This is a genomic window from Bacteroides sp. (genome assembly GCF_052357945.1).
GTDB lineage: Bacteria > Bacteroidota > Bacteroidia > Bacteroidales > Bacteroidaceae > Bacteroides.
The window spans coordinates 1-23051 of sequence record NZ_DAWCXD010000040.1; the positions used below are offsets into that span (position 1 = coordinate 1).

At 42.8% G+C, this 23051-nt stretch carries 14 protein-coding genes; 6 read left to right on the forward strand and 8 right to left on the reverse strand.

Translation table 11 applies throughout. The features are described from left to right. Positions 1 to 88 precede the first annotated feature (88 nt). From ACT8YW_RS09875 to ACT8YW_RS09900, 6 genes are all read left to right on the forward strand, one after another. Positions 89 to 1717 (forward strand): Tat pathway signal sequence, encoded by a 1629-nt coding sequence (locus tag ACT8YW_RS09875; protein WP_444104800.1) that lies wholly within the window; start codon positions 89 to 91, stop codon positions 1715 to 1717. 41 nt (positions 1718 to 1758) lie between these two features. Continuing rightward, positions 1759 to 2730 (forward strand): ROK family protein, encoded by a 972-nt coding sequence (locus ACT8YW_RS09880; RefSeq protein ID WP_009040735.1) that lies wholly within the window; start codon positions 1759 to 1761, stop codon positions 2728 to 2730. Further along, complete coding sequence (locus ACT8YW_RS09885; protein ID WP_004312969.1) at positions 2727 to 3995, forward strand: sugar MFS transporter; 1269 nt, start codon at positions 2727 to 2729, stop codon at positions 3993 to 3995. The genes ACT8YW_RS09880 and ACT8YW_RS09885 overlap by 4 nt, the downstream gene beginning before the upstream one ends. Positions 3996 to 4036: 41 nt before the next feature. Beyond that, a complete protein-coding gene (locus ACT8YW_RS09890) occupies positions 4037 to 6658 on the forward strand; it encodes a DUF4962 domain-containing protein (RefSeq protein WP_444104801.1) in 2622 nt (873 codons plus the stop codon). Between the two features lie 205 nt (positions 6659 to 6863). Further along, complete coding sequence (nfo, locus tag ACT8YW_RS09895) at positions 6864 to 7697, forward strand: deoxyribonuclease IV (protein ID WP_444104802.1); 834 nt, start codon at positions 6864 to 6866, stop codon at positions 7695 to 7697. Positions 7698 to 7884: 187 nt separating this feature from the next. Next, positions 7885 to 9837, forward strand: coding sequence for an LruC domain-containing protein (locus tag ACT8YW_RS09900; protein ID WP_444104803.1), 1953 nt, complete (start codon positions 7885 to 7887; stop codon positions 9835 to 9837). A gap of 94 nt (positions 9838 to 9931) precedes the next feature. On the opposite strand, the gene ACT8YW_RS09905 is transcribed toward ACT8YW_RS09900, so the two are convergent. The 8 genes from ACT8YW_RS09905 to ACT8YW_RS09940 all read right to left on the reverse strand — a co-directional run bounded on the left by ACT8YW_RS09905 (position 9932) and on the right by ACT8YW_RS09940 (position 23005). Continuing rightward, positions 9932 to 11503 carry a ClC family H(+)/Cl(-) exchange transporter gene (locus ACT8YW_RS09905; protein WP_444104804.1) on the reverse strand — a complete coding sequence of 524 codons (1572 nt, stop codon included), beginning with the start codon at positions 11501 to 11503 and terminating at the stop codon, positions 9932 to 9934. Between the two features lie 94 nt (positions 11504 to 11597). Continuing rightward, positions 11598 to 13916, reverse strand: a complete 2319-nt coding sequence (locus tag ACT8YW_RS09910) for a glycoside hydrolase family 3 N-terminal domain-containing protein (protein WP_444104805.1) — start codon at positions 13914 to 13916, stop codon at positions 11598 to 11600. Then, positions 13906 to 15489, reverse strand: coding sequence for a sulfatase family protein (locus ACT8YW_RS09915; RefSeq protein ID WP_211420654.1), 1584 nt, complete (start codon positions 15487 to 15489; stop codon positions 13906 to 13908). The genes ACT8YW_RS09910 and ACT8YW_RS09915 overlap by 11 nt, the downstream gene beginning before the upstream one ends. Before the next feature lie 34 nt (positions 15490 to 15523). Continuing rightward, positions 15524 to 17011 (reverse strand): sulfatase, encoded by a 1488-nt coding sequence (locus ACT8YW_RS09920; protein ID WP_444104806.1) that lies wholly within the window; start codon positions 17009 to 17011, stop codon positions 15524 to 15526. Positions 17012 to 17022: 11 nt separating this feature from the next. Next, positions 17023 to 17544, reverse strand: a complete 522-nt coding sequence (locus tag ACT8YW_RS09925) for a RagB/SusD family nutrient uptake outer membrane protein (protein ID WP_444104807.1) — start codon at positions 17542 to 17544, stop codon at positions 17023 to 17025. Continuing rightward, entirely contained in the window at positions 17541 to 18686 is a 1146-nt protein-coding gene (locus ACT8YW_RS09930) for a RagB/SusD family nutrient uptake outer membrane protein (RefSeq protein ID WP_444104808.1), read from the reverse strand. Before ACT8YW_RS09930 ends, ACT8YW_RS09925 begins: the two co-directional genes overlap by 4 nt. Positions 18687 to 18712: 26 nt before the next feature. Beyond that, positions 18713 to 21832 carry a SusC/RagA family TonB-linked outer membrane protein gene (locus tag ACT8YW_RS09935; protein WP_444104809.1) on the reverse strand — a complete coding sequence of 1040 codons (3120 nt, stop codon included), beginning with the start codon at positions 21830 to 21832 and terminating at the stop codon, positions 18713 to 18715. Positions 21833 to 21844: 12 nt separating this feature from the next. Next, positions 21845 to 23005, reverse strand: coding sequence for an endo-1,4-beta-xylanase (locus ACT8YW_RS09940; RefSeq protein WP_182429333.1), 1161 nt, complete (start codon positions 23003 to 23005; stop codon positions 21845 to 21847). Between the last annotated feature and the right edge of the window lie 46 nt (positions 23006 to 23051).

Sequence of the window (23051 nt, forward strand, 5' to 3'; positions counted from 1 at the left end):
CCCCAATAAATATATAATTGTAAGGCTTTCAGCCTAACTGCAAAATTCCCATTTATATAAATAAAGATTAACCAAAAACAATTATATCATGGATAGAAGAAAGTTTTTAAAAAACACAGGCTGGTCTTTCCTCGGACTGGCAGCTTCAGGCAGCTTGCTCGGTTCTTGCGCAGCAGGAAGCAAAGAGGCTAAGAAAATTATGCCATCAGCCAGCAACCTCAAAATGTATTGGGGCGACTTGCACAACCACTGTAACATCACATACGGACACGGCGACATACGCGATGCTTTTGAAGCAGCGAAAGGACAATTGGATTTTGTTAGTGTTACTCCTCATGCTATGTGGCCGGATATTCCCGGAGCAGATGATCCCCGCCTGAAATGGGTGATCGATTACCACACGGGAGCTTTCAAGCGTTTGCGTGAAGGCGGTTATGAGAAGTACGTAAAAATGACAAATGAGTATAACAAGGAAGGTGAATTCCTAACTTTTGTAGGATACGAAGCTCATAGCATGGAACATGGAGATCATGTTGCGTTGAACTATGATTTGGACGCACCACTTGTAGAATGTACTTCAATCGAGGACTGGAAAGAAAAAGCAAAAGGACATAAGGTATTCGTTACCCCGCACCACATGGGTTATCAGGGTGGCTATCGCGGTTACAACTGGAAATGTTTTACCGAAGGAGATATTACTCCATTCGTAGAAATGTATTCCCGTCACGGTCTGGCAGAAAGCGATCAGGGAGACTACCCCTATTTGCATGATATGGGGCCACGCCAATGGGAAGGAACCATTCAATATGGTCTTGAATTGGGCAATAAGTTTGGTATCATGGCTTCCACCGACCAACATTCCGGTTATCCGGGAAGCTATGGCGACGGACGCATCGGTGTTTTGGCTCCGTCACTGACTCGCGATGCCATTTGGGAAGCTCTACGCACCCGTCACGTATGTGCCGCAACCGGTGATAAGATTATTATAGACTTCCGCCTCAACGATGCTTTCATGGGTGATGTTGTTCGCGGTAACAGTCGTCGTATCTATCTGAATGTCACAGGTGAAAGCTGTATTGACTACGTAGATATTGTAAAGAACGGGCAGATTTTAGCTCGTATGAACGGTCCGTTGACTCCCGTTGCTCCGGAAGGTGATACGGTACGTTGCAAAGTTAAAGTTGATTTTGGTTGGAATCGTGAAGAGAAATACGTACATTGGCAGGGCAAACTGTCGGTAGACAAAGGACAGATTCATAGTGTAACTCCTTGTTTCCGTGGCGCAGCATTCACTTCTCCGCAAGAAGGTGAAACTGAATTCCACACACATGTCAACCGTATTGTATCCGTTGGCGACAAGGAAACCGAACTGGATATGTACAGCAGCAAGAATCCGAATACGACTACAGCAGCCATGCAAGCTGTAATCCTTGATGTGGAAATGCCAAAAGACGGTAAGGTCATTGCCGAATTCAATGGCAAGAAGTTTGAACATACGTTGGGCGAGTTGCTTGAAGGTTCACGTTCACACTTCATGATCGGTTGGTTGAGCGAGGCTATTCTCTTCAATCGTGCCATGCCGGAAAGCTGTTTCACTCTGGAACATTACATGGAAGATAAAGAGCCGCAGCGAGATACGGATTACTACTATGTACGCGTTCGCCAACGTGACGGACAATGGGCTTGGAGTTCACCGATTTGGGCGGAAAGAGTGTAGTTTTTAAGTATCAAGTATTAAGTATTAAGTATTAACGTGGTATGGAAAAAGAATACGCTATAGGAATTGACCTTGGCGGAACTTCAGTAAAATACGCCCTTATTGATAATGAAGGCGTATTTTACTTTCAAGGGAAGTTACCGTCGAAAGCCGATGTATCAGCAGAAGCTGTCATCGGACAGTTGGTTACTGCTATCAATGAAGTGAAAGCCTTTGCACAGGAAAAAGGCTACAAAATTGATGGTATAGGAATCGGAACACCGGGCATTGTGGATTGTACGAACCGTATTGTTTTAGGAGGTGCGGAAAATATTAACGGCTGGGAAAACATTCACTTGGCAGACCGCATTGAAACGGAAACCGGACTTCCGGCTTTATTGGGAAATGATGCCAATCTGATGGGACTGGGAGAAACAATGTACGGAGCCGGTCAGGGAGCCACTCATGTTGTTTTCTTGACGGTAGGAACGGGTATTGGCGGTGCAGTAGTCATCGACGGCAAATTGTTCAACGGTTATGCCAACCGGGGAACGGAGCTGGGACACGTGCCTCTCATTGCCAATGGCGAACCGTGTGCTTGCGGTTCTGTCGGCTGTCTGGAACACTATGCTTCCACTTCTGCTTTGGTACGCCGCTTCAGTCAACGAATAATAGACGCAGGTATCTCCTACCCGAATGAAGAGATTAACGGAGAATTGATTGTCCGCCTTTATAAACAAGGAGATCCGATTGCAAAAATATCATTGGAAGAACACTGCGACTTTTTGGGACACGGAATTGCAGGCTTTATCAATATCTTCAGTCCTCAAAAGATTGTGATTGGTGGAGGACTCTCCGAAGCAGGAGACTTTTACATTCAGAAAGTAAGCGAAAAAGCACGTAGTTATGCCATCCCCGACTGTGCTGTGAATACTCAAATCATAGCTGCCGCTCTTGGAAACAAGGCCGGGAGTATTGGAGCTGCGTCACTTGTATTTACTCAATTATCTGCTCCAAACCTGATTAAATTATGAGAAAGAATTTAGGAATGTTGGCGCTGATTATGGCGTTCTGGTTCACCATTTCGTTTATTACTAATATTCTGGGACCACTCATTCCGGACATTATCCACAACTTCAATCTAAGTGACCTGGCGATGGCGGGATTTATCCCGACCTCTTTCTTCCTGGCATACGCCATCATGTCTATCCCTGCCGGATTACTTATTGACCGTTTCGGTGAAAAACCAGTATTATTCGGTGGCTTCCTGATGCCGTTCATCGGCACCATCCTGTTTGCCTGTATGCATACGTATCCGATGTTATTAGCTTCTTCTTTCATCATCGGATTAGGAATGGCCATGTTGCAAACTGTATTGAATCCGCTCCAGCGTACTGTAGGAGGAGAAGAAAACTATGCATTTATAGCCGAACTGGCACAATTCATGTTTGGCATCGCTTCTTTCCTAAGCCCTCTGGTATATACTTATCTGATTCGTGAACTTGACCCGGCAACCTATACAGCCGGTAAAGGTTTCTTTATCGACTTGTTGGCCGATATCACCCCACGGGAAATGCCATGGGTATCTCTTTACTGGGTATTTACCATCCTGTTGTTAGTAATGCTGATTGCTGTCGGTGTCTCCCGCTTTCCCAAGATTGAATTGAAAGAAGATGAGAAAAGCGGGTCCAAAGATTCATATCTGGCCTTGTTCAAACAGAAATATGTATGGCTGTTTTTCCTGGGGATTTTCTGCTACGTAAGCACGGAACAGGGAACTTCTATATTTATGAGTACCTTTCTGGAACAATACCACGGAGTCAATCCGCAAACTGACGGTGCGCAAGCCGTGAGCTATTTCTGGGGATTGATGACAGCCGGTTGTCTCGTAGGTATGATTCTACTCAAGTTGATTGACAGCAAGCGATTGCTGCAAATCTCCGGAATCCTGACCATCATCCTATTATTATCGGCATTATTCGGAAGCAAGGAAGTATCTATGATCGCTTTCCCTGCTGTCGGATTCAGTATTTCCATGATGTATTCCATCGTATTCTCATTGGCTTTGAACTCTGCTTCACAGCATCACGGTTCATTCGCCGGTATTTTATGTTCGGCAATCGTCGGTGGTGCCGGTGGTCCGATGATTGTGAGTACGCTGGCAGATGCAACATCACTCCGCACAGGTATGCTGTTTATCCTTGTTTTCGTAGGATACATCACCTTTATCGGTTTTTGGGCACGCCCACTGATTAATAACAAGACCGTTCGTCTGAAAGACTTGTTCAAACAACGTTGAACGCTGAACAACAAACGACGAATAAAAAAATGCAAAGTTATATGATGAAACAACGAATCTCTATTTTTCTCTTGTTCACCATTCTGCTATCCGCCAACGGGTATGCGCAAAAAGGAATCATGCGCCTGACTCAACAGACTTTGATGCACGAGGTACGCGAAACGCCTTCACCACTGGACGGACAGCATATCACTGTCAATCCTCCTCGTTTCATGTGGCCGGACAAATTTCCTCACTTGGGTGCCGTATTGGACGGAGTGGAAGAAGAAGACTACAAACCGGAAGTGACTTACCGCATCCGGATTGCACGCGACCCGGAATTCAAATCGGAAGTAATAACCGCTGAAAGGAAATGGGCCTTTTTCAACCCATTCAAACTGTTTGAAAAAGGAAAATGGTATTGGCAATATGCCTACGTTGACAAGGATGGAAAAGAAGAATGGTCGCCCATTTCTCATTTTTATATAGACGAGCATATACGTACATTCAACCCGCCTTCTCTACAAGAGCTGTTAGCTAAATTACCCAAGACGCACCCCCGCATCTTGCTTGATGCCAAAGATTGGGACAATATCATCGAACGGAATAAAAACAATCCGGAAGCACAGGCTTACATCCGGAAAGCTGATAAATGTCTGAATCATCCGCTGAAACATTTGGAAGAAGAAATTGATACGACCCAGGTTGTCAAGCTGACAAACATCGTTCAATATCGTTCCGCTCTGATTCGGGAAAGTCGTAAGATTGTAGACCGTGAAGAAGCGAATATCGAAGCCATGGTACGTGCTTACTTGCTAACGAAAGACGAGGCATACTACAAAGAAGGTATAAAGCGTCTTTCCGAAATTCTTTCATGGAAGAACAGTAAGTACTTTGCGGGAGATTTCAACCGTTCCACCATTCTGTCTATGAGTACTTCCGCGTATGACGCATGGTATAACCTGCTGACTCCGGATGAAAAGAAACTACTCATAAGAACGATTCGTGACAATGGAAAGAAGTTCTATCATGAATATGTCAATCACTTGGAAAACCGCATTGCTGATAATCATGTCTGGCAAATGACTTTCCGTATCTTGAATATGGCGGCATTTGCTACGTATGGCGAACTCCCGATGGCTTCCACCTGGGTGGATTATTGCTACAATGAATGGGTATCCCGTCTGCCGGGCCTCAACGCAGATGGAGGATGGCACAATGGTGATTCTTATTTCCAGGTCAATCTTCGCACATTGATTGAAGTTCCCGCTTTCTACTCCCGTATCAGCGGATTCGATTTCTTCGCTGATCCGTGGTATAACAACAATGTATTTTACGTCATCTACCAGCAGCCTCCATTCTCAAAATCTGCCGGACAAGGCAATTCACATGAAAGCAAAATGAAGCCGAACGGTACACGAGTAGGTTATGCGGATGCCTTGGCACGTGAATGTAATAATCCGTGGGCGGCCGCTTATGTACGTACCATTCTGCAAAAGGAACCGGATATCATGGAAAAAACTTTCCTCGGAAAATCCGGAGACTTGACCTGGTATCGTTGTACAACCAAGAAGGCTCTCCCCAAAGAAGAACATACTCTTGCCGAACTACCCATGGCGAAAGTATTCAATGAAACGGGAATCGGTACGATGAATACCTCTTTGGGAGATATAGATAAGAATGCCATGTTATCATTCCGCTCCAGTTCTTATGGTTCCACTTCCCATGCACTGGCCAATCAGAATGCTTTTAATACATTCTATGGAGGTAAAGCCATTTTTTACAGCAGCGGACATCGTACAGGTTTTACGGACGATCATTGTATGTACTCTTACCGTAACACCCGTGCACACAACAGCATTTTGGTAAATGGAATGACTCAAAAGATTGGAACGGAAGGATATGGCTGGATTCCGCGTTGGTATGAAGGAGAAAAAATCGCTTATATGGTAGGAGATGCTTCCAATGCTTATGGTAAAGTGACTTCTCCCCTATGGCTGAAACGTGGCGAACTATCCGGTACGCAATATACGCCTGAAAAAGGATGGGATGAGAACAAACTGAATATGTTCCGCCGTCATATCATCCAACTGGGAAGTACCGGAGTTTTCGTGATTTATGATGAACTGAAAGGAAAGGAGGCTGTTACATGGAGTTACCTTTTACATACTGTAGAATTACCGATGGAAATACAGGAATTGACCGATGAGGTGAAAGTAACCGGAAGGAATAAAGCCGGCGGTATCTCTGTTGCCCATCTTTTCAGTTCGGCAAAAACGGAACAAGCAATGGTAGATACTTTCTTCTGTGCTCCAACCAACTGGAAAAATGTGACAAATGCACAAGGAAAAACAGTGAAATATCCTAATCACTGGCATTTCTCTTCTACAACTGTTCCTTGCAAAACCGCCCGTTTCCTGACTGTGATGGATACACATGGAGACAACCGTCCGGATATGCAGGTAGTTCGCAAAGGCAATATCATTCAAGTAGGTGACTGGACTATCACTTGCAACCTTACGGAAAAAGGAAAAGCCGCTATCCATGTTAGTAATAAAGCGGAGAAAGTTTCCTTAAACTACGATGCCGGTAAAAAGGAAGGTGCAACGATGGTAACAGATCAGGTAAAAGGGAAACAGATTAATAAAGTCCTGACAGACTATTTACCGGATTTTGAGATTTAATTTCTCCCTCCCCTCAAAAAAACTGTCCCGTTATTCAATCTTCTATAAATTGAATAGCGGGATATTTTTTATAGAGGATAAAAGATAAAGAACAGAGTATAAAGTACATGGTCTTATGAATTGTAGCCAAGAAGAGTTCTCTCTACAAACATATACTCCTTTAAAAACGTTATATTTGCAGAGTAAAATAAATTAAGAAAGAACAATGAAATATATCGGAGCACACGTTAGCGCCTCTGGTGGCGTAGAGTTCGCCCCCATAAATGCGCACGAAATAGGAGCAAATGCTTTTGCGTTATTCACCAAGAATCAACGTCAATGGGTAAGTAAACCTCTAACAGAAGAAAGTATCAGTCTCTTCAAAGAGAATTGTGAGAAATATGGTTTCCAACCGGAATATGTCCTGCCACATGACAGTTATCTTATCAATCTGGGACATCCGGAGGAAGAGGGACTTCAAAAAAGCCGTGCCGCTTTTCTGGATGAAATGCAACGTTGTGAGCAACTTGGATTGAAACTTTTAAATTTCCACCCCGGTAGCTCTCTCAATAAAATGTCAACAGAAGATTGCCTGTCACTTATTGCAGAAAGCATTAATCTCGCTTTAGAAAAAACAAAAGGAGTAACAGCTGTTATTGAAAACACTGCCGGACAAGGAAGTAATCTAGGTAGCGAATTCTGGCAACTGAAATATATCATTGATCGGGTAAACGACAAGAACCGGGTAGGTGTTTGTCTCGATACCTGCCATACCTATACCGCTGGTTACGATATTGTCAATGAATATGATAAGGTATTTAATGAGTTTGATAAGGAAGTGGGATTCAACTACCTTCGCGGTATGCACTTGAATGATTCAAAAAAAGCACTGGGCACCCATGTAGACCGTCACGATAGCATCGGTGAAGGATTAATCGGAAAAGCCTTTTTTGAAAGATTGATGCAAGATTCCAGATTCGATAATATGCCGTTGATACTAGAAACACCGGATGAAAGTAAATGGACAGAAGAAATTGCATGGCTAAGAAGCATGGAATAATGAGACAAAAGAGTAGAAAATACAAGTTATAGAACATCTTTTCGAAAAAATATTCAACTTTTCTATGATTGTGTTGAATAATATATATATCTTTGCACCCGTAAGTTTTTGAACTCCAAAAAGCTTGCGGGTTTCTTTTAAAAGCAAAGCAGACTTGAGTTATCGCATAAACAAAAAACAATATATTATGAAAAAGTTTTGGTTAGCATGTACAATGATTATTGCAATGAGTGTAAGCAGTTGCGTAGACAGTGACAAAGACTTATACCAGGAAGATCCGGAAACAGGTACTAATCCCTCTAGTTTTTCTACTGTACAAAAAGTACAAGTAGAAATTGACTATTCCGATTCTGAATCAAGAGTCCCTTTCTCCATCTATGATGGAAATCCATTAATTGAAGGTGAAAACACTATTGCCTTAAAAGAAAATGTTCAGGCATTAGATGGTGCATGGACAGACAAACAAGGTAAATTCACCGCAAAAGTTGATTTGCCGGCTTATATATCTGATGTATATATCGTTTCTACATCACCTTTTGCCAGACGAGCAATACCTGGGAAAATAATTAATGGTGTTTTGAAAGTATCAGACACAGATGAGCAACCTACGTCTAGAGCATCCTACAGAGAATCTACAAAATTTGATGAAACTAGATTTAAGAATCTGAGATGGAAGACGAATCTAGGTAAATTCGATGAGCGTAGTGGAGTTATTAATTATGCTTATAAAGGTAATGATCCTAAACTCACATTGAGTAAATCTGAAATGAATGAATTGCGTACTACTGTAAATAAAGTATTGAATACACTAGGAAGTTGCCCAGAAGAATTCCGCACTTCAGCCGACTTATATGTAGAGGAGAATGAAACAGCCGTAGTATTAACCGTATTGAAAGGGTGGACATGTTGGAACAGCTCATTAGGCTACTACTATTACCGACTTGATCAGATTCCTACTAGCCTGAAAGACGTAAAGGTATATGCTATATTCCCCAATACCCAAATGACTTGGAATAACGGAAACCTCAAAGCTTCTCCTCAAGGTATAAAAGAAGGTACAGCTGTACAACTAAAATATTTTGATGATCCTGAACACCCGGAAGGGACGAACTTCCCCAAAGGATATAGCATCGGTTTTGTTCTCGCATGCAACGCATGGAACACTTATTTTACAGGTTTCAATAGTTATACTAAAACCAAAGATTTTTATGCCAGCTCTACAAAAGGATTTAGCACAAAAGTTAATAGCGGTATAGATGTACGTACGGCTATGTTTAAAGATAAAAACAACAATATTGCTATCGCTTTTGAAGATTTCTTGGACGACCAAAACTTTACAGATGTTGTGTTCTCATTAAAAGCTAATCCTGAAATAACCAATGTTCCTCCTGTAGATGAAGATTTAAATACAACTATTGAAAAAACCGGTGTATACGCATTTGAAGATGAATGGCCTAAAGCTGGCGATTATGATATGAATGACGTATTGGTTCAGTATACTTATCAAAAAGTATTCAATATATACAATGAAATCTTAAGCGAGTCATTTACATTTAAAACTTTATTTAATAAGTCCACAGTATTTACTAACGGATTAGGTTTCACCTTTTCAAATGCAGGAAATGCACAGTCAACCGAATACATGATTAAGAAAGAAGGTGAAAAAGAATTCACGGTGGCTTCCGGAGCTGATAAATTTACTCGTGAAAGTAATGCAATCATATTGACTAATAATGTCAAAACAAACCCGAATGCCGAATATAAGGTAACGTTCAAATACGGAGATAAAAGTTCAAATAAGAAACAAGAAACATCAATCGATGCATTCATTTATCGCCCTAGCAAAGAAGGTAATCGCTTGGAAGTTCATTGCCCAATGCAGAAACCGACTTCTAAAGTCGACACTTCTCTCTTCGGACAATATGATGACCGTTCCAAACCCAATGAAGGCATTTACTATGTATCGGATCAAGAGAATATTTATCCTTTTGCATTCTATTTGTCAAATGCTAACGCTGATGATATTGCAGAGTTAAAGAACTTCGATAAAAATGAGAAAAAGTCTATTAGCGAAATCTATCCTAAATTTATAGATTGGGCTAAATATGGCACAAACTCCGATTGGTATAAGAAAAGATAAGTACTTAATATACTGAAAACAAGAATAGCTGGAAGAGTCTCTCTTTCAGCTATTCTTGTTTTATATCAAAGATCGGGATTTAAGAATCAGATGCTTAATAAATATTCGCCATACTCACTAAAGGTTCATATAGTTTCTCTATATCCTGTGAGTCCATCTCTATTTGAACCTGATCGCCAGGCATTAATTTCTGTCCTTTGGGAGGCCAGTTCTTACGGTCACGATGCACATTTATAATCATACAACGCTCCGGCAAACGGAGTTCATCCACTATCTTTCCATCCAAATAAGATCCACTCATTACTTCAACAGACAATGTATAACGGGGTTCTTCCTTAAATGCTGGTGAATGAATCATATCATCATATAAAATAACATTGAACGGTTTTATCTGAAGCATTTCCGTAAAGTAATAGGTTAATCCTCCTACAACAATAGAAGGATAAAAGACTTCCAAATGCCCCGTAATTTCGGTTATTAATACAATAGCTGTCAAAGGGGTACGGATTACTGCTACAAGGAATGCAGACATACAAATCAACATGATATAGCTAATATTCTCATAAGCAATAACACCCTGTTGAACCATAATTAATCCCACTATTTGTCCAAGAAGTCCTCCCGTCACCAGCGTCGGGATAAAACTTCCTCCCGGTAAACCCGAAGAAAAAGAAAAAGTGCTAAAAACAAAATGCAACAACATCATGCCGACAATCCAGAGAATATGTGTATCCGGATGCATAGCCTGTGATAGCAAGAATTGTTCCCCTCCTCCCGTCAGATTAAACTCGGCCATAGAAATCAGAAAAGCGATAAAAAGCAAATACAGCATCTTCACGTATTCCGGATGCTTAATGGCAGGGTAAATGCGCTTCACCTGAAGAGTAGTGACAGAAAAGAACTTCCCAAAAACAGAAACCACTGCCGCCAACAAAAGAAACAGTTTCACCTGCCCCCAAAAAGTCATTCCCGGCACAATAGCATCTATGTGAAAATAGGGATTAATGGGAAAAATCCAACTGGCAACCCCTCCTGCCACTACTCCTGCCAAAAGCGTAGTAATAGCCGTTTTAGGTGCGTCAAACCGCTCAATAGATTCAATAACCAACAACGAGGAAGCTAATGGGGCAGCAAAAGCAGCCGCCAATCCGGCGCCGGCACCGGCAGACAATAATTGTTTCCGTTCACCACTAAGCACTCTCCCCCATTTGGAGACTAAATAGCCCACATAGGAACCTATCTGCACGGAAGGTCCTTCACGCCCCAAAGATAATCCGGTACTTAATGCAAGTATTCCACCCACAAACTTCGCTACCAATTCCAGAAAAGGATGCTTATAATCAACCCTTCCATTAATAACTCCGCGTGTTTGCGGAATCCCCCCTCCGGTAATAAGCGGCATTTTCTTCACCAACCAGGATACAAATACAAGTATTCCCCACATCAACAGGAAAAGAGGGATATACCAATACCACTTGGGACGGGAATCAAAGAAATCATGGCGGAGATTAAAGAAAAACTGTAATAGGTAATGATAAGGCACGGCAACAAGTCCCGTCAGTAATCCTACGAAGATACTGACAAAGTAAAGCCGCGCATCAATTAACTTCAGTTTAAAGATTCGCCAGCGGCCCTTATCCTTCAATTTATTAAAGAAATCAAACATTCGACAAGGTTTTCATTGTTTTATGCAGGACATACAACAATGAAAACCCCGTCGAAGTTTCTGAATTTACAATAAATTTCAGATAAGCAAACTTTTAAATAACCTCAATCTTTACTTTCTTCAAGTCTTTATCTTGCGAAGAAGAGCCAATCATAATTTCAAATTCCCCTTTCTCTACTCCATACTGCATATTTCGATTCCAGTAAGCCAATTTATCGGGAGTAACTGTAAAAGTAACCGTTTTCTTTTCCCCCGGTTTTAAAGTAACCCGGGCAAAATCCTTCAATTCCTTCACCGGACGAGTAGCGGAACTATAGACATCACGAATATAAAGTTGCACAACTTCAGTACCTTCACGGTTTCCTACATTCGTCAGTTCAAGACTTGCAGTAAATGAATCCATAGCTAAAATCCTGGCATGAGAAAGCTTCAAGCCGGAATAATCAAATTGTGTATAAGACAAACCGAAGCCAAACGGATAAAGAGGAGTGCTGGGTCCGTCAATATACTTATGAAAATACTGCGACGGTTTATGATTATAAATCATCTGAATCTGTCCACTGTGACGGGGAATACTAATAGGAAGTTTTGCCGACGGATTCACCTTCCCGGCCAGGATATTGGCTAAAGCACGCCCTCCTAAAGACCCCGGTTCCCATGCTTGAACCAACGCCTGCACATTTTGTGCAATCCAATTCACACTTAACGGACGTCCGCCAACCAAGACAACGATTGTTGGCACACCGGTTTCGTGTATCTTTTGCACCAATTGATTCTGTGTACCCAATAAATCAAGTCCCATACGATCAATATTCTCGCCACAAGTCTTGCTTTTCTGATAACGTAACGGATTCTCCCCTACCACTACAATAGCCAAATCCGACTTCTTTGCTATTGCAGCCACCTCGTTCACTTTATCCATGGAATTTTGGCGGACATCATCACCATAATTGTAATAATTCACTTTTGCACTACCAGCAATTTCCCTGATACCATCCAAAATAGTCACTACATTAGCATCCGGTTGTTGAAGTGTCCAATCTCCTAAAATAGTATGATTATTCGCATTCGGCCCTGTCACTAAAATATTCTTATAGTCAGAGAAATCAAGTGGCAACAAATCATTTTCGTTCTTCAACAAAACGATAGATTCCTCCGCCATTTCAAGAGCACTCTGCAGGTGTTCCTCATTAGATAGAGTTTGAGCGGTCTTCTCCAAACTGACAAAAGGATTTTCGAACAATCCGAGACGGAACTTTGCTTCGAGGATTTTAGAACAGGCGCGATCAATCTGCGCTTCAGAGAGCCTTCCTTCTTTTACTAATTCTACAACCTTCTCCAAAAAATCAGGTCCGTGCATACGCATATCCAATCCTGCATCGATCGTTTCATAAAAGGCATCCTTTAAAGTAGGCGCCGCATGATGTAGGTCATGGATTCTATCCACGTCCATCCAGTCACTTACAATAAACCCGTTAAATCCATACTCCCCACGCATTATATCCGTCATCATCCACCGATCCGCATGACAAGGGATCCCATTCAGTTCGTTGTGAGCAGCCATCAGCGTAAAAACATTCGCTTCCTCAATCGCAGCTTTATATGGTGGAAGATACACCTCACGCAATGTACGTTCCGATACATCCATCGGAGCCGCATTTGTTCCGTTCGAAGGTTCGCTACCTGCAATAAGATGCTTGGCACAAGCCAAAGCCACTTCCGTTCCTTGACAGTCTTTCCCCTGAAATCCCTTGATGGTAGCCACACCCATGCGGGTCACCAGATACGGGTCTTCTCCAAAAGTTTCACCTACACGCCCCCAACGGGCATCACGCGCTACATCAATATTCGGAGTAAATGTCCAATGAGCTCCTGTTGCACGGACTTCCAATGCCGCTTCACGGCTGATTCGTTCTACCAGCTCCGGATGAAAGCTGGCAGCCTGACCGATAGGCGTGGGATATACAGTAGCCCCACTGACTAAAGCATTGCCATGTATGGCATCAATGCCAATAAGTAAAGGTATCTGCAAACGACTTTTCATAGCCAGCTTCTGCAAATCATTACTTTCTTTAGCCGTCACTACATGCAGGAAAGACCCTACCAATCCTTTTTCCGTCAGTTCCAACAACTGATTGACCGAAAGATTCGGATAAAATCCATTAGCATCATCTCCTTTTGCTATCTTCTGCCCCTTAAAACGTTTTTGTGTTTCACGAATATGTCCGGGGCCGACATACTGGCACATCTGTGCAACTTTCTCCTCTAAAGTCATACGCCCCATCAGGTCCGTCACCCGTCGTTCAACAGGTTGGCCGGGCTCCTTATATATTGGTTGCTGTGCCTTACCAAGCAATGTAAACGTAAGCATTGCCATCATCATCCAAACTTTCATTGTCAGTTTATTCCTCATATTTAAGCATATATTTATCTGTCAGTTTTCTTCTTTCTTCCAAAGACATCGTATCGTTATACTCCTTCTGCAATTTTACGATCTCTTTTTTAAGTTCTCTGATAATCTTGGCATACGCCGGATTATCATACTGATTGGTAAGCTCGTTCGGATCCGCCTGCATATCATAAAATTCCCATTGGTCGATATTATAATAGAAATGAATCAATTTATAGCGGTCTGTACGGACTCCATAGTGTGGCTGCACATTATGCCACTTCGGATACTCAAAATACTGGTAATAAGCAGACTTGCGCCAGTTCTTTTCCACCGATTTATCACCTTCCAGTAATCCTTTCATACTGACACCTTGCATATCAGAAGGAATCTTCACACCAGCATAATTGAGCAATGTAGGAGCAATATCCACATTTAAAGTAAGATTCTTCAAGCGCTGTCCTTCCGGGATATGCCCCGGATAGCTGATAAGGCACGGCATCTGCAAAGACTCTTCATACATCCAGCGTTTATCATACAAGCCATGCTCTCCCAGGAAGAAACCCTGATCGCCCATATAAACAATTATCGTGTTCTCGTAAAGTCCATTTTTCTTCAGATATTCCACTACACGCCCTACCTGATCGTCCACCGAACGCACCACTCGCAGATAATTCTTCAAATAAGTCTGAAACTTCCATTTCTTTAAATCTTCCCCTTTCAGGTTTGCATCCGGTGTCCAATACTGATTCTTGCCGGAACCTCCCCACCACAGCCATTTATTCTTTTCTTTCTGCGAAAGTCCTGTAGGAGGAATCTGTTTCAAATCCCCTCTCGACAAGTGGTTTTCAATGGTAGCCATTGACTCGCCAATGGTCTTTTCGCGGGTACGGTAATCATCGTCGAAAGTTGCAGGATATGGAAACTCCACATCTTTGAATAAATCGAGATAACAGGAATCAGGTTCCCATGGACGATGCGGAGCTTTGTAATGCAGCATCATACAAAACGGTTTATCTTTGTCACGCTGGCTTTCCAACCATTCCAGTGCATAATTGGTGGTTAGCCGGGTAGCATAACCCTTTTCTTTTTTCTTCTTTCCGTTTGTACTGTAAACAGGATCCCAATACGTGCCCTGCTGACTTGGATTAGCATGAATTTTGTAATAATCGAATCCGGCAGGGTCAGAGAACAAATGCCATTTACCAAACAAAGCTGTCGTATATCCATTCTCTCTCAATATCTTTTGATACTGTTGCTGTGTATTATCAAAAACGATTCCTCCCTCATTCTGATAAAAGCCATGAGTGGTGCTATACTTTCCCGTCAATAAGCAGGCACGGCTTGGACCGGAAATAGAATTGGTGCAAAGCATATTCTCCATAATCGCACCATTCTGTCCAATCGCGTCAATGTTAGGAGTCGGCGCCAGTTTTGCGTTAATCCCACCATAAGCACTGACTGCCGTACGTGCATGGTCATCCGACAGAATAAAAAGAATATTAGGACGTTTATCCACCTTCTGCTGGGCTACGACCATAGAAGGCAAAGCAGCCAAGCTACACCCCAGCAGAGACAATAACTGTTTATTTCTCATTGTATTTATTATTTTACTAATTATAAGAATGTCATCACTTTCTCTTGTGTGCCTGTACACCTTTCCTTTCAGGCTTATCCGCTTTCGGCACCTGTTTCATGAAGTCTTTTCCCCGGCGTGCCCCTATTTCTTTTTGAAGATGTGCGACGATTTCCTTATTCTCCGGTGCATCCGCCACATTCTTCGTTTCCAAATGGTCGTTGCGATACAGGAACAGCATGTGCCCCTGGAAATTCCCCGCTTTGTCATTCCATTGAGTATAGCCATAATCACGGTCGAAATAAGTCACCCCGCTATGCCATTTGATAATAGCACAATCCTTCCATGATTTATCCTCGCCAGTCATCAACTTCATCATGCTTTCTCCTTCCGTATGATGAGGAACAGGCAATCCGACCGCTTCACAAAGAGTGGGATACACATCGACGAACTCAACCACTTTAGGTTCCGCCCCTTTCTTTTGATTACCCGGCACTTTGATAATTAAAGGAGCATTATTCACAATATTGAAGTTTGAATGTTTACACCACTGATTATGATCGCCCAAACTCCAGCCATGATCGCCCAACAAAACGACAACTGTATTTTTGTCCAATCCCAACTTTTTCAGTTCTGCCATTATCTTACCCACCTGCGCATCCGCATAGCTGACACAGGCACGATATCCACGAATCAGCTTCAACGCTTCCTCCTTCGGAATATCACTCTTAGCGGGAATGTTTTTATAATAACGTATCTCATTGTAAGCATGAAAAGCCATATCCGGGAATCCCTCCCGATTGAAATCAAAAGTTTCGGGAACACGAATCTGCTTCGGGTCATACAAATCCCAATACTTCTTAGGCGCATTGAAAGGTAGATGAGGTTTCAGAATACCAACAGCCAGGAAAAAAGGTTGGCCACTCTTCTTCAACCGACGCAAATCTTCCATCGTTTTATCCGCAGTCTTTCCATCAAAATAAGCGTTGTCCGCCACATCCAGACATTCAAAAGGTTCGGGACCACCTCTCTGCTTTTCTACTGACAGGTTCTCATCTCCCAAATAATCCCTCCATGTTTCCGATTTGCCTTCCGGCATCCAGACTTCCGTCCAGGAACGCTCTTTCGCATCATTCTTGCCATGTATTACCTTACTATTGGAAATCGTGACATATCCGTTTTCCCTAAAATACTGCGGCAGAGTCACTGTACCGGGAGCTTCTCTGTCGATTTCGGCATTTACATCCCAAAAGCGAGTCTGCCCTGGACGTAAGCCGGAAAAAAGCGAAGCACGTGACGCACCGGAAACAGGTACATTACAATATGCGTTTTCAAACATCACTCCCTGGGATGCCAAAGCATCCATATTAGGTGTTTTCATGTACTTTGCACCGTAACAGTTGAGTTCCGTACGCATGTCGTCCATAATCAGAAACAGTACATTTTTCTTCTGTTCGCCCTTCTCTGCCTGGGCATGCACTACATTTGCATGCCCACACAGTAAAGAAGGGACTATAAATAAACTAAACCTATTGATATTCATCGTTTTTAATTTTAGTATCCGTAGTTTTGTTCTTCCTGGCTAATATTCTCATTACGAATAATCTCATCTGCGGGGAATGGCATCAGTAGATTCTTCTTCACTGTTTCATCTGTAATCTTATACGTATATACAAACTTCACATTGGCAGGATCTAGCTTCTGTGCTGCATACCACGCTTCCACTTGTGTATTATGTTCTTCCATTATTTTTCTTAAATATTCCGTTCCGCGGCGACGGATCGTGTACCATTCATCACACTCTCCGGTCAATTCTTTCAAACGCTCACGGAAGATTCGTTCACGAAACAAAGCCTTGTCAGCTTTTTCCCCGGGAGATACGGCAAGCGGATAGACTTCCGTTGCAGGATCAATTACGCCATTACCATCCGCATCACGTGCACGTTCGAGCACCTCATTCAAATAATCGGCAGCATCAGACGAACCTATTTCATTGGCAGCTTCGGCCAGTACCATCAACAAATCCGCATAACGGTAATATACAAAGTTTGCATTAGAAGCAGAAGCAGTCATCATAGGGTCGTAATACTTCTTCCATGCCGGATATTCCGAGTCACCCTGTTTATAGACCAGTTTATTATTCCCTGTACCACTTGTTCCCGCTTTTTTGTCGTGGGGTAAAGCAGGATATTTTTCTTATTAGCTTCCGCCACGAAGATATTGGTATAACGGCCGTACACAAAACTAGCTTCTCTGCGTGGGTCACCTTCGTCAAACTGGTCGAAAGCACGCTGCGAAGGGCGCGTCTTTCCCCAGCTTTTTCCTTCAGTTGCTATGTTGCTCATTAATTCGTGACCGACAGGGAAAGTGGTCTCCGTCAGGCGTCCGCTATTGACAGCCGAAGCAAACTGAATTTCAAAAATAGACTCCGCATTGTTCTTGTTGGCACTGCCAAAGAGTTTTGCATACGGACGAACCAGTTTGTACTCTCCATGATCGTACACATCTTTGGCAGCGTCATAAGCCTTTTGCCAGTATTCCGAGCCTTCTGTATTGCCCGCCAGCGTCAGATAGACTTTGGCCAATAAAGCCTGTGCAGCATATCTGTGCGGATGTCCTTCTACCTTATCCGCCGGTAAAGGCAACATCCCATACGCAGCTTTCAAGTCATCAATAATCAGAGTATATACTGCGGAAACATCGGCACGAGGAGCCTGTGCTTCATTATAATCAAGTACAGGTTGCGTCACAAGAGACACTTTACCAAAAAGACGTACGAGATTGAAATAAGTAAGTCCACGAATAAAATGTGCCTCTCCTGCAATCCGGTTCTTTTCCGATTCAATGCTGATTGTACTGGATTTCATTCCATCAATAATATCATTAGCTATACGGACGGTTTCATACATTCCATTATAAGCATTGGTCATATTTACGTCCGAAGGAAGAATGTTCATGGTGGTCAGATTTACGTCATTCGCCTTGATGCTGACTCCCATACCGGAAGTGACACTCAACACGTGAAAATAGTTGAATGCATAACCGTTATACCCCGCCATATTTCCATAACACCCGGCAAGAGCGGCCTTTGCTGAACTCAACGAATTGTAGACACCTGATTTTTCGACGGATGTATCCGGTGTTTCCACCAGAAAATCATCACATGCTACTGCACCGAGCACCACGCATGACAAAAGAATATATTTAAGTGTTTTCATCTTATACTACTTTTTAAGATATACATTTAGAAATTAGCTATCACACCAAAAGTGAAATTACGGGCAGACGGATAGGAAGTCAAGTCAATACCAATACGGTCTGCATCATTGGCAAATGTATTCACATCCGGATCATAACCACTGTATGAGGTAATCGTGAATACATTGGAAGCCGTAAAGTTGAAAGTAAGGCTCTGTATTGCTTTCACTTTCTTCAATTTAAGCAGATAGCTTAATGAGATGTGGGATAACTTCAGATAAGATCCACTCTCGATGTAGCGGTCGCTCAACACACCTTTCGGTTCATATCCGAGACGGGGATATGTATGGCTCTTATTTTCGGCAGTCCATGCCTGAAAGAAAGCATCTTTCCGTACATTCTTATTAGCATTCTTTACATCCGTTTCGTCTATCAGATTGGCGTTGATGATATCATTGCCTACCACTCCGTTGAATGCCATATCCAAGGTCCATTGTTTATAATTCAGAGTCGTATTCAATGCATACGTAAAGTCCGGATTGGGATTACCGATTATCACCCGATCTTTATCATCAATCACACGGTCGCCGTTTTGATCAACATACCGCACATCACCGGGAAGCATTTCCGTACCTTTCATCGTGAGCGGATGCTGCTGATTCTCCGCACTGTTATATTCTTCTTCCTGCATAATGCCGGCAGTCTGATACCCCATAAACAGGCCAATAGACTTTCCTACCAGAAATACGTTTGCCGGGAATTTGGTATATGTATTATTCCCTACATTTTCGCCCCAGTAACCACGCATATTCTTTAATACGCCGAAATCGGCAGGTGACATTCCCAGTTCCTTAATCGTATTCTTTACAAAAGCTATATTTCCTCCGATTGTCCAGTTCCATGATTTAGTAGCAACGGGAGTTCCTTCTATCGCAAATTCAAGTCCCTTATTTTCGATCTTTCCATTGTTGATCCACATGGAGTTGTAACCACTGGCATAAGGCAAGGCTATCTGCTGAAGCAAATCTTTTGTCTTTTTAATATAAGCGTCCGCTGTAAACGTCAGACGTTGATTGAACAAGCCAAGGTCGACTCCTACATTATATTGCTCGGAGGTTTCCCACTTCAAATCCGCATTTGGAATACGTGAAGGAACAATGCCGGGTTCCAAGCTTCCATCAGGTTTCGCAGAACTGTTGCTGTCATAGCTTGCCAAAGTTTGATAAGGAGAGATGGCCTGATTGCCCACCTGTCCCCAACCCAAACGTAACTTCAGATTAGATACTTTATCGAACTCCTTCATCCACTCTTCCTGATTGATTCGCCATGCCAATGCAAAAGAAGGAAAATAGGAGAAGCGGTTTTTCTTATCGAACTTACTGGAGCCGTCGGCACGGAAAGTAGCGGTTGCGACATAACGATTGGCATAATTGTACACACCACGCGCCAAAACCGAAAAGAGTTGTTCACCTGTTTTCGTCAACTGATAAGGGTATTGTCTCGCAGCCTGTGAAATTCCGTCAGCACGAAGGTCTTCAGTAAAAAAGTCCTCCCCCGTCACGCTGGTTTGTTTCACTTGCTTATTATTATAGACTACTCCTAGCGTTCCATTCAAATTATGCTTCTTTGTAAAGGAATGATTAAACATCATCAGTGCTTCGGTGTTATACGAATAGGTTGTCAATCCGGCAATACCGGCTTTTCCATTTGTTTGCGAGCCATTGGAAGTCAATTTGCCGAACCACATGGCACGTTCCTTATTCCGATACACCAATCCGCCTTTCACTCTGAACGTTAACCATTTGAATGTTTTCACATCCAATGAGACGTTCGTATTAAATGTATTCTCCTTACTATCATCGTCATAATCAGTAAACCATGCTTCGGGAGAGGTCAGGTCTTCATCGTAATTGGCATAGTCATCACCGGAAGAGACTCCTTTATAAGGTTTGAATGAAATCATGTGGCGAACAATACTTGTACGTGTGTTTGCGAGCTTGTCCGTACCCGAAGTCATTGATGTGTTGATAGAACTAAATGCAGAAGTAGTCTTCAGGCTGATACGGTCATTAATCTCCTGGTCGAGATTGAGGCGGATGTCGTACTTGTCAACTCCGGTTTTACGAATGACTCCTTGCTGGTCAGAATAACCGAGAGCGAGATAATAAGTCGTTTTCTGACTCTTTCCACTGACGCTGGCACGATAATTCTGCGAAACAGCCGTGCGGGTAGCCTCTTTCTGCCAATTGATCGGGAGTATACCGTCCATCGTCATCGGAGTGCCGTCTTCGCCTATGAATTCTTTGGCATTACGGAAATCAATATAGTCTTTAGTGCCCAACATTGGAATTTCACGCGCTAATGTAGAGAAAGTAACATTGGCACTTACAGTTACGCTCGGTTTCCCTGTTTTTCCCTGTTTGGTAGTGATAAGCACCACACCGTTGGCTCCCTGCGAACCGTAGATAGCCGTAGCAGAAGCATCTTTAAGAATCTCGATATTTTCAATATCCTGCGGACTGATAGCTGCTAACGGATTTTGTGCATCCGCACGCGAATTACCTCCTCCGGTACCGGCAGACATCGGATCAGCCGTATCTCCCAAATCGGAGATTATATTTCCATCCACTACATACAGTGGAGAATTGTTACCACGCAAAGAACTGGTTCCACGAATACGTACACTTACCGAACCGCCTGGAGCGGCACTGCCGGTAGAAACCATTACACCAGCAGCTTTTCCCTGAAGCATTTTGTCGAATGAAGTGGCACGGGCAGCTTCTTCAGCGCTGGCCTTTACGGAAGTGACCGAACCTGTCAGGTCACTTTTACGCATCGAACCGTAGCCCACTACGATTACTTCATTCAGTTCCGTAACTTCCGGTTCCAGTTCAATAGTTAATATAGAACGTCCCTTTAAAGCTACATGCTTGGTTTTATAGCCTACATAAGAAACGACAAGTATATCTTCTTTCACACGGTCAACTTTCAAGGTGAATTTCCCGTTCAAGTCTGTAATAGTCCCACTGGCAGCACCTTTCACTTGAACTGTTGCACCAATGACGGGTTGCTTCATTTCGTCCAGCACTGTACCCTCCACTTTGATAGCCAAAGCCAGAGCTGTTTGCAGAAGTAAGACAATCAAGAGCAAAAATTTTGTTTTCATAAGTTTTCAGATTTATTGTGTGATATGATTTATAAGTTCTTGTTTGATACGCTCGTATCCGGGACGGGCTCGTCCTGCATTATCCCATAGGCAGCCCATCCATTTTTCATTGGGTGTATCTTCATCACGTACATTCCAAAAGCTGATACCGACTACTCCTTCATGTACGTGTTTCAGCAAGGTAGATGTCACTTTCCCATACGTTTCTGCCTGTTCGGGTTCGCGTGTTGTATCACCGTCTTTCATCCATACGTTCATTTCTGTAATATGAAACTCCAGCGAATGTTGATGACACCAGGAAATAAATTTGTCCAGTCGTTCCACATTGCCGGGTATTTTCTCCCAGCCGGTATCAATATGTGCCTGCCAACCCAGTCCGTCCACCCGGTAACCTTTCTCGCGAAGATAACTGACTAGCTTTTTCATACGCTCCCACACTACTTCTTCAAAGTTTCCGTGTTGGTTAATGATTAGTTTCACCCCTGAAGGCGCATATTGAGTGGCTATCTCGAATGCCTTATTAATATAAAGAGGAGTATGGATTTCACTTTCTTCATCGAAACCGATAATTGTCCAGGGATTCTCCCAAAGGGATGTTCCTTGGCGGGCGCCAAACCATTCTCCCCGTTTTTGGTCGCCGAATACCGGATCTTTCACGTTTTCTTTCGCAATCGTTTCATTCACTACATCTATCCATTGTACATTCGGTTGGTTAGCATATCGGATACATAGCTGTGTCATATATTCTTCCAACATACGGGTCAGTTCTTCCGGAGTACGATTGTCTTCCTTCACCCACTTCGAGCATTGCGGACTGATAGGGCTATGTAGACGAAGCCGTATTTTTTTATCTTTGGCATAGGTAATCCAGTTATCCGGCAATTCCCACCGCCAGGAATCATAAGTAGGATGAATATAACTCTGCTTAAAGTCATTCGCCGGAGTCATATAATCAAACTCACGGGCGGCTATCCGGCCGGAAAGTTCATCTATCAGTTTTCCATGATTGGCGGTTCCGATATAGAAATTACCATTATAATAATTGGTAACGATTTCTTTGATGGGAAGCCTCATCAATTCACTTTCCGGAATAGGGACTTTTTGAGGAATCTCCTGTGCACAAGAGATCCAATGGATGCACAACAAATAAATTACAGGAATTAGTTTTTTCATAAGCATTACATTAAAAATGATAGGGCAAAAGTAAGCCTATCAGCGT